Origin of the sequence: Marinigracilibium pacificum (genome assembly GCF_012926615.1) — a bacterium.
Classification (GTDB): Bacteria; Bacteroidota; Bacteroidia; order Cytophagales; family Cyclobacteriaceae; genus Mangrovivirga; species Mangrovivirga pacifica.
In genome coordinates this window covers 159,612-176,254 of the sequence record NZ_JABBNU010000004.1, presented here as the reverse complement: position 1 = coordinate 176,254, position 16,643 = coordinate 159,612, and the positions used below count along the sequence as shown (strand labels likewise).

Annotated in this window: 11 protein-coding genes; 7 read left to right on the top strand and 4 right to left on the bottom strand. The window is 32.6% G+C overall.

Features of this window, described 5'->3' with window-relative positions; genetic code table 11:
* The first annotated feature begins 77 nt into the window (after positions 1-77).
* Positions 78-629: a DUF3347 domain-containing protein gene (locus tag HH304_RS07605; RefSeq protein WP_169679795.1), complete on the top strand. Its 552-nt coding sequence runs from the start codon at positions 78-80 to the stop codon at positions 627-629.
* A gap of 63 nt (positions 630-692) precedes the next feature.
* On the opposite strand, the gene HH304_RS07600 is transcribed toward HH304_RS07605, so the two are convergent.
* Positions 693-1,274, bottom strand: a complete 582-nt coding sequence (locus tag HH304_RS07600; protein ID WP_169679793.1) for a DUF4136 domain-containing protein — start codon at positions 1,272-1,274, stop codon at positions 693-695.
* 283 nt (positions 1,275-1,557) lie between these two features.
* Here HH304_RS07600 and HH304_RS21395 point away from each other — a divergent pair, with 283 nt between their 5' ends.
* From HH304_RS21395 to xrtN, 6 genes are all read left to right on the top strand, one after another.
* Positions 1,558-2,460 (top strand): sensor histidine kinase, encoded by a 903-nt coding sequence (locus HH304_RS21395; protein ID WP_169679791.1) that lies wholly within the window; start codon positions 1,558-1,560, stop codon positions 2,458-2,460.
* Positions 2,457-2,858, top strand: coding sequence for a DUF7793 family protein (locus tag HH304_RS07590; RefSeq protein WP_169679789.1), 402 nt, complete (start codon positions 2,457-2,459; stop codon positions 2,856-2,858). Before HH304_RS21395 ends, HH304_RS07590 begins: the two co-directional genes overlap by 4 nt.
* Positions 2,859-3,004: 146 nt before the next feature.
* Positions 3,005-5,653, top strand: coding sequence for an alpha-L-rhamnosidase-related protein (locus HH304_RS07585; RefSeq protein WP_169679787.1), 2,649 nt, complete (start codon positions 3,005-3,007; stop codon positions 5,651-5,653).
* Between the two features lie 345 nt (positions 5,654-5,998).
* On the top strand, positions 5,999-6,514 hold the full coding sequence (locus tag HH304_RS07580; RefSeq protein ID WP_169679784.1) for a nuclear transport factor 2-like protein: 516 nt from the start codon (positions 5,999-6,001) through the stop codon (positions 6,512-6,514).
* Positions 6,515-6,650: 136 nt separating this feature from the next.
* Positions 6,651-9,191, top strand: coding sequence for an XrtN system VIT domain-containing protein (locus HH304_RS07575; protein ID WP_169679781.1), 2,541 nt, complete (start codon positions 6,651-6,653; stop codon positions 9,189-9,191).
* A complete protein-coding gene (gene xrtN, locus HH304_RS07570; protein WP_169679778.1) occupies positions 9,166-10,479 on the top strand; it encodes an exosortase N in 1,314 nt (437 codons plus the stop codon). The genes HH304_RS07575 and xrtN overlap by 26 nt, the downstream gene beginning before the upstream one ends.
* Before the next feature lie 72 nt (positions 10,480-10,551).
* Here the strand turns inward: xrtN and HH304_RS07565 are convergent, their stop codons facing one another.
* The 3 genes from HH304_RS07565 to HH304_RS07555 all read right to left on the bottom strand — a co-directional run bounded on the left by HH304_RS07565 (position 10,552) and on the right by HH304_RS07555 (position 16,588).
* A complete protein-coding gene (locus HH304_RS07565; RefSeq protein WP_169679776.1) occupies positions 10,552-12,210 on the bottom strand; it encodes a hypothetical protein in 1,659 nt (552 codons plus the stop codon).
* A gap of 10 nt (positions 12,211-12,220) precedes the next feature.
* The gene (locus HH304_RS07560; RefSeq protein WP_169679774.1) at positions 12,221-13,417 is read right to left on the bottom strand and encodes a hypothetical protein; all 1,197 of its coding nucleotides are present in this window, start codon (positions 13,415-13,417) and stop codon (positions 12,221-12,223) included.
* A 69-nt stretch (positions 13,418-13,486) separates the two neighbouring features.
* The gene (locus HH304_RS07555) at positions 13,487-16,588 is read right to left on the bottom strand and encodes a WD40/YVTN/BNR-like repeat-containing protein (RefSeq protein ID WP_169679772.1); all 3,102 of its coding nucleotides are present in this window, start codon (positions 16,586-16,588) and stop codon (positions 13,487-13,489) included.
* Positions 16,589-16,643: the final 55 nt, after the last annotated feature.

Genomic DNA, 16,643 nt, shown 5'->3' with positions numbered 1-16,643 from the left:
GAACCTATTTTGGCTAATTGTAGGATTAGCCGCTTTATCCTATATATTTTTAAAAACGATTTAAAACTTAAAATCAAATGAAAATCAGAACATCAAATTTAGTTTTAGCTTTAGCATTGGTAGTTTCAATGTTTGCTATTTCGTGCGGAGGATCTACAGAAAACACTGGTGAAGAAGAGTCTACAACTTCTACAGTAGAGGTAAGTGAAGAAACTTCAGAATCAACTGGTCAAGAAGATGAATTAGTAGCTAATCTTGTTAATTCATATTTGACAGTAAAGGATGCTTTGGTTAAAGCAGATGCTGAAACTTCTGGAAACACTGCAAAAAGTATTTCAGAATTAGTAGATGGAAAAGAAGGAGAGGAATACCTGAAAATTCAGGAAGCTGCAAAATCAATTTCAGAAAGCAATAATATTGATGAGCAACGTGAGGCATTCGAAACACTTTCAGATAATGTATATTCTCTGGTAAAGTCATCAAATACAGAAGTGAAGTTGTACAGACAACATTGCCCGATGGCTTTTGATAACAAAGGAGCTAGTTGGTTAAGTGCTGAAAAGGAAATCATGAACCCATATTTTGGTGATATGATGCTACATTGTGGAAGTGTAACCGAGGAGCTTTAAAAAAGATAAAGTCACGATCTAATGGTCGTGACTTTTTTCTGCATTCCTAAACTTGATATATCTTTATTGCAAGAAGCCTGTCTTTTTCATTTCCTTAGTTATTGAATAAGCAATGTCTTCAACAGCAGTTTCAATTTTAGAACTATTATAAGAGGAAGTTATTGCAGACCATACCAACTTATTTCTATTTAAATCAAATACATCAGTAGATACTGAATATTTTGTGTCTTCAGTATAATAACCGGGGTTATAATATCCTGGCCAATACGCTCCATAATACCCATAAAATCCCCCTGAATAGTTTCCTGGTACATAATTAGTTTCTTTAGAAACATCCACCAATCGCATTATAATTACAGCGTCAAAACCCTGATTGGTTAATATACTCTTTAATTGTTCCTTATCTATATTCTTTTCATCCAAGCCTTTGAATACATTATATGAAGGCACAAGTTTCGGATACTTCTGTGCTAAAAAGTCTTCTGCCGTTCGTCTCCTGCCTTCATTAGAAGCCAAGACGGCTATCATAACTTTTTGATATTCTGTTTCACTAATTGTTGTATCAGGGTCTTTCCATGACTCAACTATATTTGCTGATGAACATCCCATCAGAAATATTAATAGAAAATAAAATATATTCTTCATATGGAAATAGTTTAAAAGTTATATTTAATATACAAATAATTAATTTTATTATTATAGTCAGATATTATTTATTTAAACAAATCCTTAATGATTTTAATTATAAAAAAAATTTATACTTCATTAATCATCGATCATTTGCAATCATCAGATAAAATATGGTAACATATTGTTGAAAGATAAATGCAATTATTTCAAAAAAATATGCTATCTTAAATAACGTCTGGAAAATATATTTTTGTATATTTTTTTTTATTTTTAGAAATCATCATACTGTTTTAAGCTTGTGGAAAACAATATTCAAGATGATAGGTTAAGCAAAATCCTTGATATGATAGGAGGTATGGCTGCTATGGACTTTTCTAGGTCATTAGACGTTAATGGTCGAAATGATCTACTAGATGCTATTTGTCTGGGCCTAAATATGTTAAGTGAAGAGTTAAATGAGAATGTTGTAGAAAAACAAAAGCTAGATCAAATCAATAAGAGGCTAGAAAAGTTTGCATACAGCACAGCACATGATTTAAAATCTCCTTTAAATTCTATTTCAGGATTGGTGTATCTTCTAGCTCATACGGTAGACAGGAATAATACTGATGCTCAAGAGCTTATTATTAAACTCGCCAGTACAGTTGATAAAATGAAAAATCTCGTTCATGGGATATTAGAATATTCTGTTTTAAGTGATCCCACTGAACAAAAAACAGCCATAGATCTTCATGAAATAATTAATGAAATTATTGAAACTGACAGATTGGACGATAATGTTGTAATTGATGTGTCTAAATGTAAATGGATCATCGAGTTTAATCGAACTGTTTTAGTCAGGATTTTAAGAAACCTTATTAGTAATGCAGTAAAATACTGTGATAAGCCTGAATGCAGAATAGGAATAGATATTAAAGAAGAAGATGATAAGATTGTAATTTCTGTTTCAGATAATGGTCCGGGTATTCCGGTAATTGAACAAGAAAAAATATTTGAACTTTTCCATAAGTATGACCCTGATGGAACACATGAAAGTCAGGGAATCGGACTTGCTACGGTAAAAAATTTACTTGAATCAGCAGGAGAAAGAATCTGGGTTGAGTCTGTAGAGGGGCAAGGTGCGACATTTTATTTTACCATTGGAATGAATATTACCAATAAAAGTGAAAAGTATTCAGATAATAATAAGGTTAAAATATGATATCACCTCATCAGGAAATCGAGATCTTATCTTATAGAGAGAATGACAAAATCAAATTCACTCTAAGATCCGATGGTATTTTTGAAACGGATTGTCAACCTAATACTGAGATGGCACTTCAGGATGGTCTTGAATCAACCAGAATAACTTCAGAAATACTAAATAATGAACCTTATCCGCTATTATGTAATTTAACTAACGTGGTTAGGATGACTAAAGAATGCAGAAAGCATTTTTCAGGTGAAAGCCATGCCAAAACTTATACAAAATGTGCATTAATAGTAACCAACCCAATCAGTAAATTAATCGGTAACTTTTTCCTTGGATTAAATAAACCATTGAAGCCTACTAAGTTATTTACAAATAGAGAAGAGGCTATTTTCTGGTTAAAAAAATAGTATTCTTTAATCATTCGTCTAGTCTTAAATAATTATAAATACTTTTCTAAGACATATATTTTCTATATTTATCAAATCATAAATTTGATTGGTAAATAAGAAAATTAATGAAATACCTTTACACGTTCATCCTCTCGATTTTAATCATGTCTTGTCAGGATAATCAGACTAATTCTAATGATAACACAAATGTGTTATATCAATCTGATGAGTTTACCATATATACTGATAAGGTTGTTCAGGGTAATAATATTGGAGAAGTAGTTTCTGAACATGAATTAAAATCAAATTATAAAAGTCCGGCTTCTCAGAATTTTTCCAGGCAAATCAAATTTAAGTTCAGCATTAACGAAAAAGATAATGAGTTTGCGCCTGGTACTGACCATATTGTAGTTATAAATGATGAACATTCCTCACCTATAATAACCTTTGGAAAACAGTACGTTGAAAATGAGGAAGTCCCTGAAAATGGTTTACCAATCAATTATAATTATACCATTAAAGTAGATCTAACTCCAATTTTCAAATCGTTTGAGGAGAAAGGATATTTTGAAGCCTTTGATGGAACGAGAATTGCAAAGGAAGATTATAAAGGTGTTTATATAGCAGGAAATTCAGACCCCTTATCGTGGGATTTTGTAAACCTGGATAATAAAGGATTAAAATTAGAACCAACTAATGATGAAAATATCTATAAAATAGACCTTGTATTTAATCCTTACAATGAATCAGAAGGTGAAGAAAAAAGTTGGAAACTATCTCAAAGTTTAATTGAAAAACCAAATTATAGTTCAGACCAGCCAATTGTTGATGCATTATTCAACATGTCTCTTGAAGAAGCTATTTTAAACATAGAACCTGATAGTACACTAAGAACAGGTGCAAAGTGGGGAGGTGTATGGACCAGAGATGTGAGCTATTCCATTTTTCTTGCTTTTGCCTACCATGAACCGGAAGTGGCTAAAATAAGTCTTCTTAAGAAGGTAAAAAGAGACAGGATAATTCAAGATACTGGTTCGGGTGGTGCATGGCCAGTATCATCTGATAGAACTACATGGACTTTAGCAGCCTGGGAACTATATAAAATAACCGGAGATAGGGAATGGTTAGAAATAGCATACAAAATAATTAAAAACACCCTGGAAGATGACTACAAAACATTATTCAATTCTCAAACCGGACTTTTCAAAGGTGAATCTTCATTCTTAGACTGGAGAGAACAAACTTATCCAAAATGGATGGATAATAGAGATATTTATTATTCTGAAAATCTGGGGACAAATGTCGTTCATTATCAGGCTCACATTATTTTAAGTGAAATGGCTAAAGAACTTGGCTATGACTCTTCGGGTTATATAAAAAGAGCTGAAATAATTAAGGATGGGATAAACAAGTATTTATGGATGAAGGAAAAGGATTATTATGGTCAATATTTATATGGTAGACCTTATTTAAACTTATCACCAAGATTTGAGGCATTAGGATCTGCACTAGCAGTGATTTTTGAGGTTGCCGATGAAAACAGGGCTGCAAAACTAATTGCTAGATCACCTTTAACACCATATGGAGTTACTTGTATATATCCACAAATACCAGGTATTCCTCCTTATCATAATAATGGAATTTGGCCATTTGTGCAATCATACTGGAACCTTGCTGCGGCGAAAGCAGGAAATGAAACTGTTCTTAATCATGGTTTAGCTTCTTTATACAGGGCAGGAGGGCTGTTTCTTACAAACTATGAAAACTTCGTTGCCGAAAGTGGTGACTACAAAGGTACTGAAATAAATTCTCATCGAATGCTATGGAGCATGGCTGGTAATCTTGCTATGGTCCATAGAGTATTTATTGGAATGAATTTCGAGACCAATGGTATTACATTTTCTCCTGTGATACCAGAGAATTATGGTGGGAAAAGAAAATTAGAGAATTTTAAGTACAGAAATGCTGTTTTAGATATAACAGTTACCGGGTATGGTAATAAGATTTCAAAATTCATAATTGACGGAAAAGAATCTGACCAATATTTCTTTGATGCAAACCTCTCTGGAAAACATACTATAGAGATCGATATGAGTAATGAAAAGTTTGATAGCGATGGAATCAATTTGCAGCAAAATCAATTTTCATTACCTGCTCCTAGACCTTTATTTGTTAAAGATCATTTAGAGTGGAACGAAATAGCAGGAGCTAAAGAGTACTTGATTTATAAAAATGGGGAGATTTATGATCGATCAGTTTCAAATACTTATCCTTTAGAAATTGGAGATAACAATATTTATAAGGTAAGTGCTTTAGATAGCACAGGGTATGAATCATTTACTTCAGAACCATTCTTCAATTTCAATAAGGAAAATATATCAATTGTTGAATTTGAAAATAATAATTATAAAAGACTCAACCAGTTCAAAAATTATTCTGGAGATGGATATATCGAGATTTCTAATAGTAAAAACAAGGAAATTTCTATAACAATCTCAATTAAGGAAGAAAGCTGGTATTTAATAGATTTCAGATATTCGAATGGATCCGGACCCTGGAATACTGATAATAACTGTGCAATCAGAAGTTTTTATATAGATAATACATATAAAGGGGTAATTGTATTACCACAAAGGGGGACCGATGAATGGTCTGATTGGGGATATTCTAATATGTTTAAAACATATCTTTCACCTGGTGAATATACATTTAGAATTAGCTTTAATGATTGGAATACTAATATGGATGGAGAGATTAATATGGCTATGTTAGACCATATAAGATTAATAAATCTAGATCAACTAGAGCATTAAGTTTTGATCGTTATTAATGTCTTTAATACTTTAACTATTAGTTCATAAAATAGATTTTGTTATCCTGATAAATCAATCTATTAGACAACTTGTTATAAAATGTGTTCGTAATTATTCATTGATTTTTTACAAATTCCGGGTCATCCTTTAACCTAAAATGGGTGAAATTTCTGATTACAATGTTATTTTAATGAGTAACATACAACAGCTATCAAATTATCTTCGTTTATATACAAAGATTAGAATCATCAGAAGCAGTATTTGAAGAGCTAAGAAGTTTCCTGTCATGAGGAAATTGAGAATAAGTATATCATCTCGAGAACCAACATTTTGACATTGGACACCATGAAAAATTTTAAATTTGTATTCTTCGCATTTATCTTAATATTCATTTCCACAACGAATTGCACAGCACAATCTATTGCTTCAAATTCGATTATAGGAGAAACAGAATTAGAACTTGCCAAAAAGTGGATCAAAGCCTATGAAGATGCAGACTGGCAAAATATGCGAGCTGTATTAGCGGATAATTCCCAAGCATTCAATCTCGGTGGCAATGATATGTTAAACACAAATGAACATATAGATTTCTGGGAACAATTAAGAATGACACTCAACCCTAAAATTATTGAGAAAAAATGGTTGATAGGTGAGTATGATAATGATAAAAAAGGCATATGGATATATCATTGGGGTAAAAATAGAAACTCACATGATAATGGTAAAACTGTTACCATCCCATATCATTTGGCCATATTGTTTGTAGATCAAAAGATTAAAGAAGTTCATTTTTATTACGATAGACTTAAGATTGTCGAATCTATGAATTTTGATTTGGGGTCTCCAGATGATGAATATTGATTTAACATTTTTTTTAATAAATCTCTGTTTTTAATAAATAAATTATATTTACTTTGTATTATAAAGTACTTCATGAAAATATACATGAAGTCTTTTTTTTATCTATCAACTTTATATTACAAAGTACTTTATTAATATGAAAAACAATATTAGAACCGATCAACACATAATAGTAGGGGTGATTATTTTCTTAATCAACACATTAATATTTCTTGCAGAAATAACCTATTCTAACCCCACTAATGATTTTATTTCGATAGTATTTTTCATTAACTACTCACTATCTATTGCATATTTTATTTATTTGTGGGTAAATTTTAAAAAGAGATTTTTCAAACTGTTTTCAGGGCAATTATTAGAACCTCATTTAATTTTATTATTGAACTTCAATATTTGTGCTTATTCATTAAATCAAACAATTGAAATTTTCTTTCCTTCAAGTTTATCCTTATCTATTTTCATTTGTCTTGAAAGCCTAATAATACTTACAATAGCATTTATTAGAAAAAAGCCTTTATGGTTAATACACTTGTGCGTATTCATTATTTCTATTGGATTAGTTTTTCATATATATCAATTGATAATGGTTCTTCCATTCTCCGGAATTGCTTTTATGGCAATGCCATTTTTAGGAATTTCACTTTTACTTTTTGTACCACTATTTTATCTGATAGGATTAATTAAGTTATCTAAGAGCCTTATTTCTAGTTACAGCACAAAATTTGTATTTATTACAGGAATTAGTCTTTGTATAATTGCGTGTGCTTATTCATCAATTAAAATGTACTCTATTAATAAACAAATTGAAGAATTAAGTCTAAGTATTGATAGCCCATTTTCTGTAAATGAATTACCTGATTGGATTAGAATTTCACAAAAAATAGAAGACTCATTTTGGTTAAGATTATACTTGAAATCCGATATTGTTTACCAGCCATTTACAAGTTATTCAGATGATTTGTTTTCATTTAGAAGATTTAATCAATGGAATGTTGCAATTCATGAGCCGATAATTGCTATAGCTGGATTATTTATTAAAAACAATGATTTAAGTGAAAACAATAAGCTAAAAATCCTTAATTATCTTTATAATAAGAGGCACGACAACTCAGATCGGTTTTGGAGTGGAGATAATTTAACAACTAGTAAAATTGTCAATAACGTTGAGATCTTTCCTGAATTACGAATATCGTTCACTGAATTAATCTTATCAATTAAGAATAATTACCAACAAGGAAATAGTCAAAGAATCAATCAACAAGAAGCTGTATATACTTTCCAATTGCCAGAAGGGGGAGTAGTATCTTCATTATCACTTTGGATAGAAGGCATTGAACAAAAAGGAATACTAACGACTAAAGAAAAAGCAGAAACTGCATATAATTCGATTGTTGGTTTTGAAAGAAGAGATCCATCTGTTGTTTACTGGATGGAAGGCAATAAGATTAGGGCTAAAGTCTTTCCATGCACTCCTTTAGAAGATCGTAAATTTAAAATTGGGATTTCAGCCCCGGTTAAAGTTGAACGTGAAAATTTAATCTATATACCTGTTACTTTTGAAGGACCTTCATCACATAATGCCACACAGGCAATTAATATCCTTGTCAATGGTGTAAATGAAATCAATGTAGACAGCAAATTTGAAAGAACTAATAACGGTTTGATTCAGTATTCCGGAGATTATATGGAAACCTGGATGATTTCTATGAAAAAACCTGAATTAAAAAACTCAGCTTTTACCTTTCATGATAACAGTTATAAATTAGTTAAGGCTCAAAATAAAATCGTTCAACGTGATATAAAAACCATATATCTGGATTTAACTAATAACTGGAAAAAGCAAGAAATTGAATCAATACAAAAAATATTCGAGAATTGTGAGATTATATATTTTGACTTTCTAACTGGAAAACCTAAAAGTATCAATCAAGATATTGAGCTCATTAATTTTCCTAACTTTTCTCTATTCCCTTATTATAAAATAGATAATTGTGAACAATCCCTGGTAATTACCAAAGGAGAGGAATCAACACCAAATCTTTCAGATCTTAAAAAATCTAAGTTTGCTACTTCCTCAAATCAATTTTTTACTACAAATACTAATGCACCTTTAGTTTTAGATATTGGTCAAAAAACCTCTGATTATAATCAATCATTAAAACAGTTTCATGTTATTGATTATACAAAAATGAGCTTAGATGATATATTTAAATCTTATGAAAAAGGGATTTATCCTACTTCAATTTATAGTAAAAACATAGTTCAATTACCAGGAACAGACGCCTGTATCATCAAAGAAAGTAATTCAGTAGAGGAAGCTAAAGGCGTTGATCACTTGTTACGATTGTTTTCATATTATAAAACAATTGATGATATAGGTAAATCATATTTCGAAGGTATTGATTCCCTAGATAATCTGGAGTCTCTAAATCAAATTACAGCCACTGCTAATATAGTTACCCCGGTTTCATCCCTAATAGTTCTTGAAACCCAGAGGGATTATGATCGATTTGATATCGAAGCAAAAAAAGATTCCCTTGGTAATGCAAAAATCAATAATTCCGGTGAAGCACCTGAGCCTCATGAATGGGCTTTAATCATTATCGGATTTATGTTTTTATTTAGTCTTTACAGAAAGAAGCTTTTAAAATATGTATCTGCAACGAAATTTAATTGAGCATAGAAAAATGCTGATATTAGCTGTTATATCAGCATTTTCACCTCTGGTTTTATTCATTTTACTAGAACCGGAATACTTAATTAAAAATACATTTTTCTGGATTTGTATTGCGACTTTTCCATTGAGTATCGGCAATGCTAACAAAAAAAGTAACACCTTCTTTTATTTCGCCTTAATTCTGGGAATAATTAATCTGTTTTTCCCTACATCTATAGGTTTATTTATAATTGCTATATTTTTCTTATTAGTGATGTGCGAAAGCTTTTTTGGTGTAAATAACATATCACTTATAATACATGCATTTCTTATTTCGCCATTATTCCTCTATATCAATTCATTAATAAGCTTCCCTTTAAGGTTAAAACTAACTGAAATAACTTCATGGATTATTTCAAAAGGAGAATTTGAAGTTAGTGTCAATGGTAATCTTGTGAATTTTGATGGATCCGAATTTCTTATTGATGAGGCTTGTGCTGGAATAAATATGTTGGGCTATGGCTTATTAACCGGATCTTTATTAATAGCTTATTTTCATCGAAAAAATCCTTTTTCAAATATCAGAACTTTCCTTTATTATATAATTTTATTATTTCTAATCTTATCTGCCAACATTGTACGGATAACACTAATCATTTTATTTAAAATATTACCAGAAGTTTGGTTACATGAAGGGTTGGGGATTTTCATTTATGTCTTTCAGGTTATTTTACCCTTTTACTTAATACTTACTCTATTTGATAAAGATAAAATAAAAGATGAAGCTAATATCTATGAGTCATTTAAGTTTCCAACCCTTAAATATTCAATGCTAGCAACTTTATTTGCATTAGGAATATACTTCTCTACAGTACAGGATATTAATTTCAAAACCTCCGTAATCTCTATTCCCGGGTCTTCAATACTTGAAAGTGGAACAGTCAAAATAGAAAATGACAATAGCCTCATATATCTGAAACCACCAGTTCCTGCATATAAAGCAGATCATACTCCTGCTGTTTGCTGGAAGGGTAGTGGTTATATTATAACTACTATAGATAGTCGGGAATATAATGACATAAGTATTAATGTAGGGAAATTAGAAAAGGGTAAAGACCAATTATTTACTGCCTGGTGGTTTGAAAGCAAACAGAATCAAACTGGTAGTGAATGGGAATGGAGAAAGACTGCTTTATCGACTAATGAGAAATTTTATTTGATAAATATCACTTGTAATACTCAAGAAGAGCTCGATAGTGAAATTATTAGTCACTTGAATCAAAAACTAGTAAATTCCTATTCAAGGTAAAAGAAAATCCAAAAATCAATAATATACCGAATGAATTAATTGTTGGACAAATAATTCATTCGGTATTATAAACTAGTATTCAACTAATACATCAAAAGCGCCATTCAATATTTTTCCATTTCTCTTCATCTGAACATAGATTCTATAATTTCCGGAAGTTGGAAATGTATAAGGAAAAGAAACTACTGAGTGCTCCTGATGTTCAGGATCTTCATAATCGTGATTCATATCTTCCAGGAGAATTTTTTCTCTATCTTCATCAGAAAGACTGTTCAGATGTGAAATATAATTATCTACGCTATCTATAAAAGCTTTAGGCTCAGGGAGATTGTCCCAGTCAACCATGCCCGATTCCCCTTGAAATCTTGATAACATTGTCTTTTGCGATGCCGTTGAATAAGATCCAACCGGGTGTAAATGAATATAAACTGAACCGTCAGATTTAAAGACAACCGCATGTCCCATCATTCCTAAATAGGGTTCTAGTTCTGACGGTTGACCATTCTCATCATCAAAAGCAAATGTTAAATCATAAAGCTGACCTGATCTAAACACTTTCTCTTCTGGTAACTCCAATGTAACCCAACTACTATCTGGTAACATAGTCCTTTCTCCTGGACTTCCGCAGACTACAATATCGCCTCCGGGTAATGTTGTTTTTTCAGTATTCTTAATATATGGGTCTGTAATGTAATATGTATCATCGATATCCAATAATAATGAATCGTTCCAACTATTAACTAAATATTCATCTGGTTGCCCTATAGTTACTGTATCTGCTATAGTTTCTGAAAATCCGCTCAACCTTGATACGTCTGTAAATACATAATAATCGCCTGGTGGCAATGGTGGAATAATAGTTTTGAATGTAGATGAATCTAATCTGGTAGGATGGAGGTGGGCAAAGACATCGAGATTACCAGCTCTAAGTAAGAACATATGCATTATCTTTCCATGATCTGGAACCAGATAGTTTAAACTTCTGGTTAAATAAAGTGATTCAAGTTTGGTTGAATCAATTTTAAAAACCAGATTTTGAATATTGTTTTCTTTAACTATTTCAGTTGTTGCCGTATATGGCTTATACATGTATCGCTGATAATTTTTTGCCCATGATTCCCACCATGAATTGCCTCCCCATAAAATCAACACTAAAATTAAGAACCCTAAACCAGCTCCGATCCATCGATTTCTCCTTAATTTCTTATCAGGACCTTCGCCAGGATTCTTTTGACTATCGCCCATACTCAAACTAATGATAGTAGCCATTAATATCACAAGAAATGCTGCTAATCCAGCCAAGGTCCATCCTAATGATGCATCCATTGATTTTTGGGCTGTTGATACTGCCATAACGGGCACTAATATTTCTCCATCACCCTTATTGCCCGATACATTCACAGAAATACCAGCCGTGCCATTACTCATCAACCAAACTTCAGCTGAATAATGCCCAGGCTCACCCTCAACCGGTAAGGCAGGGTCAGATTTTGGCGTGCCCTTGCTTCCGGCATACCAATACATTGGCTTTACCTGAATAGAATCAATTCCTCTTTCTGTCGTGTAAATATCTATTGTAGCAGTTCCTGGTATTACTTCAGGTGAATTGACCACTACAGTCAACCGATATGGACCAGCCTCACCTTCAAGTGTTACCCCAGGGCTTCCAATATGTGATGGAAGCAGGATTAAGCTGAGAAACAATATTGTATATAAAAATATCTTTTTCATGGCTGATTGGTTATCTTTTAATGTTATTCATCCATTTACCCCATCTGATTGACAGGCGTGAACTTAAAACTCCAAACCCAAATGCTGTCAATAATCCTGTAAATAAGTCCAAACCTTTAGTTTCCATAAAGTCGGCATATTTAAAGCGGTATTCCCAATCCGGATTTGAACCAAAATACCAACTTTCAGTTCCAAAGAACCAGTTTCTGGCATAGTCAGACATTAAGAAATCTCCGAATGGGTATTGAAATACAAAAAGGATAACTAAAAAGCTCAGGCTAAATAATAATGAACGAACCCACTCATTTTTTCCTTTTGTCTTTTGATTAATTAAGTCTATTGCAATGGCTGGCAAAAGAAGTAACAAAGGAAATTCAAATGACTGATAATGAGTAATTGGATTTAAAACTGGACCAAGTAATGGTTCAGCAGGGAATAATGGTAAAATCCATACCATTGCAGCCATGAAGATTGAATAAACTAATGCTGACTGTGTAGCACCCCATTTAGAAGGAGCTGCAATACTAAACGCCACTAATAATAAGGGGAATGCAATAGATGCCACCTGATAAAATGATGCTCGATGCATATCATGTCTACCCAGAAATTCACTAAGCACTGTAAATATCATACAAATTAAAAAGCCTGATGAGATAGCGAACAAAGCGTTGGCAAGTCTTTTTTGATTAAAAACACCAGTCAAGTTAGATCTGTTATTTACTGCTAACACACTCACCATTGCGCCAAACTGTATGGTAACCATTCCTAATAAAAGAACCGTATGCGGAGGTGATAATATTGTTACATCTAACCCATAGGTGTTATGCCACCAATCATCAAACGGAGCAGAGGTAAGCATTGCAAATGCTCCCCAAATACAAAATAGAGCTCCTAAGGAACTATAAAATATTCCCCAAAACTTTATACTCTTAGATCTTTCATTTTCAGTACCCCAAAAAGAAACTTTTAGTACTCTTACTCCTGAAAATACTCCAGCTAATACCCCTCCAAAATATATTGCAAGGTGTGGGGGAGACAATAATCCATCTCTACCTATGCTTGTATGCCAACTTATATCCCAAATAAGACCAATCATTATGCTTATAGATGATATAACTGTAGCAAACACATATATAGGTATTGTATGCGTTTCAAGTTTCTTTTCTTCAGAAACTATTGGTGGTGCCTTTAAAGTGATAGAATCCATATCTATTCAGTTTTATTTAATCCAACATAACTAATAATGAAATAAATGAAAACATTATTTTATTGATTATTAATATGTTGCGTTAAGTGGTTTATATTCTGATTGGTTAATTAATTTATTTAATTCCGGTATATCAGTATTGAAAATTTCTTTTAGTGACTTTAATTGCTGATCTATTTCCGCTGTGATTTCTGCCTTAAACTCATACATCTGATTAGTAGGAGGGTAATCAGAATATTGAGCCAGATTACATAATGCAGATAACCTGTTATTCATTTTTATTGGGTAATTCAGGGGATCCTGAGGACTTCTGTTTTTAGTCTGATATAACTCATTTTCGATTTTATCAAGGCTGGTAACTACTGAATCAGCATATGCAAATAATTCCTTATTCTCTTCTTTTGATAATGTAGATAATACATCATCAATTGACTTCTTTGTTTTCCTGATAGATTTAATTGCAAGATGAGTCTCTGATAGTTTACTCTGACAATCTGTAATAAAATTAAATTTAGCCTGATAATCTTCATCTGAAATATCTGATCGAGGATCTTTTAGAATGGTGAAATTCGTCTCGCTAAATTCAACTCCACTTGATAATACTGCCTTATATTTACCAGGAGTGGCGATTGGTCCTGAAAGACCACCTCCCCATAATATCATTCCATCAAATTTTTCGGGACTAGGATAATACATGTCCCAAACAAATAGATTGCTTCCTTTCTTAGCTTCAAATTTTAATTCTTTATCCTGTGTAACAGTTGAAAACGTTTTAATTGTATCCCCTTTACTATCCAAAATGCTTAATTGTATTCCTTTCAGACTGTCAGGATCATCTTTTAAGTAATAGTAAATCATTACACCAGCTGGGTGATTTTCTCCTTTGCCAATTGGTTTTTCACTTGTAGAGCGACCGAGTTGATAGGCATTTTTTGGTTCAAATATATGGATACTTTTATTCGTAAGATCTGATTTATATTGATGGATAGGAGTGAGGTCATCTATCAGCCAAAAGCTTCTCCCTTGTGTGGCTACAATAAGATTATTATTTTTTATTACCAAATCAGTAATAGGAACAATAGGAAGGTTTAGTTGAAAAGGTTGCCAGGAGGCTCCGTCATTTAATGATATATACATTCCGGACTCAGTACCTGCATATAAAAGTCCCTTTCTCATAGGGTCTGCTCTAACTACACGTGTAAAATGTTCATCACTAATTCCTGTTGTTATTTTCTTCCATGACTTACCATAATTATCTGTTTTATAGATAAAAGGAGCAAAGTTTCCTGATTTGTAACCAGTTGCCGCAAAATACATTCCTCCTTCGTTAAATGGATCAATCTCTATACTGTTTACCATTAACCATTCTGGCATATCAACTGGTGTAATGTTTTTCCAGTTTTCACCGCCATCTCTGGTGATATATATCAAACCATCATCAGAACCGGTATAAATAACTCCTTCTTCATGTTGTGATTCTGCTATTGCGAAAACAGTTCCATAGTATTCTACCGATGTATTGTCTTTCGTAATCGGACCACCTGAAGCACCCATTTTTGAAGTATCATTCCTCGTTAAATCCGGAGAAATAGTCTTCCATGATTTGCCTTCATCTGTACTAACATGTAAATATTGAGAAGCAGTATATAAACGATTATTATCATGAGGAGAAAAAAGTATTGGAAAATTCCATTGAAATCTATATTTGATATCTTTTGCAGCATAACCCATCGGGTTATCAGGCCACACATTTATAAAATTAATTTGCTTTGTATCGTGATTGTATCTGGTGAAAAAGCCTCCATAACTTCCTCCATAGACAATTTCATTGTTTTCCGGATCTACAGCAATATGAGCACTTTCACCTCCGGCAGTTGATTCCCAATCATCCTCATCAATAGAACTTCCTTCAGTACGATGTAAAATTCTAACAGTCGAATTATCTTGCTGAGCACCATATATCCTATAAGGGAAATGGTTATCGGTGGTAACTCTGTAAAACTGTGCTGTTGGCTGATTATGATAAGTAGACCATGAATTACCACCATCAAAAGATATCTGGGCACCACCATCATCTCCTATAATCATTCGACTAGGATCTTCTGGAGCGATCCACAAATCATGATGATCACCATGTGGTGCTACATGACTTGAAAAAGTTTTCCCTCCATCTTCAGACACATGGTATTGAACATTTAAAACATAAACCTTATCAGCGTTTTGTGGATCTGCATAAATCCTTGTGTAATACCATGCTCTTTGTCGTAAATCTCGCTTGTCATTCACTTTTTCCCAGGTATCTCCACCATTTACAGATTTAAAAACACCTCCATCATCAGATTCAGCAATTGCATACACAATTTCATTATTAACAGGAGAAACCGTTACTCCAATAATGCCAAGAGTTCCTTTAGCAAAACCTTCGTTTTTTGAAATTTCTATCCAGTTATCTCCACCATCAATACTTTTCCATAAAGCAGAACCAGGTCCGCCACTTTCAAGACTATATGGTGTACGCTGAATATTCCAGGTTGAAGCATATAATATTCTTGGATTAGTCGGATCCATTATTAAATCAACAGCTCCTGATCGGTCATTTGTATATAAAATTTTTTCCCAGGTTTCTCCCCCATTATACGAACGATAGACACCTCTTTCTACACCTGGTTTAAACACATTCCCTAAGACTGCAGTATAAACTATATCCGGATTTTTGGGATGGATTTTTATTCTTGGAATATGTCTTGAATTTTTCAATCCAATATTCTTCCAGGTTTTTCCGGCATCCACACTTTTCCACATTCCATAACCATAAGACATATTACCCCTAACTGTCTTTTCACCACCTCCAACATAAATCACATTATTATCATATTCACTTACAGCAACAGCTCCAATAGAACCACCGAAGAATCCATCTGAAATATTTTGCCATGAATTCCCTCCATTAGTAGATTTCCATACACCACCACCCGTAGATCCAAAATAGAATAAATTGGGTTTGCCTGTGACTCCTGTAACTGCTGCGCTTCTACCACCACGGTAAGGGCCTATAGACCGATAAGTCATGGCATCCAAAACAATAAAATCTATTGATTCCTGACCATACGAGGTGATTGAAGTAAGTATAAAGAATGATAATAATAAGAATCGAAGTGAAATTTGGTTCATAATTACCTGTTTAGGTTTGAGTTATGATCCAAAATATAAAATAATAAGGTATAAA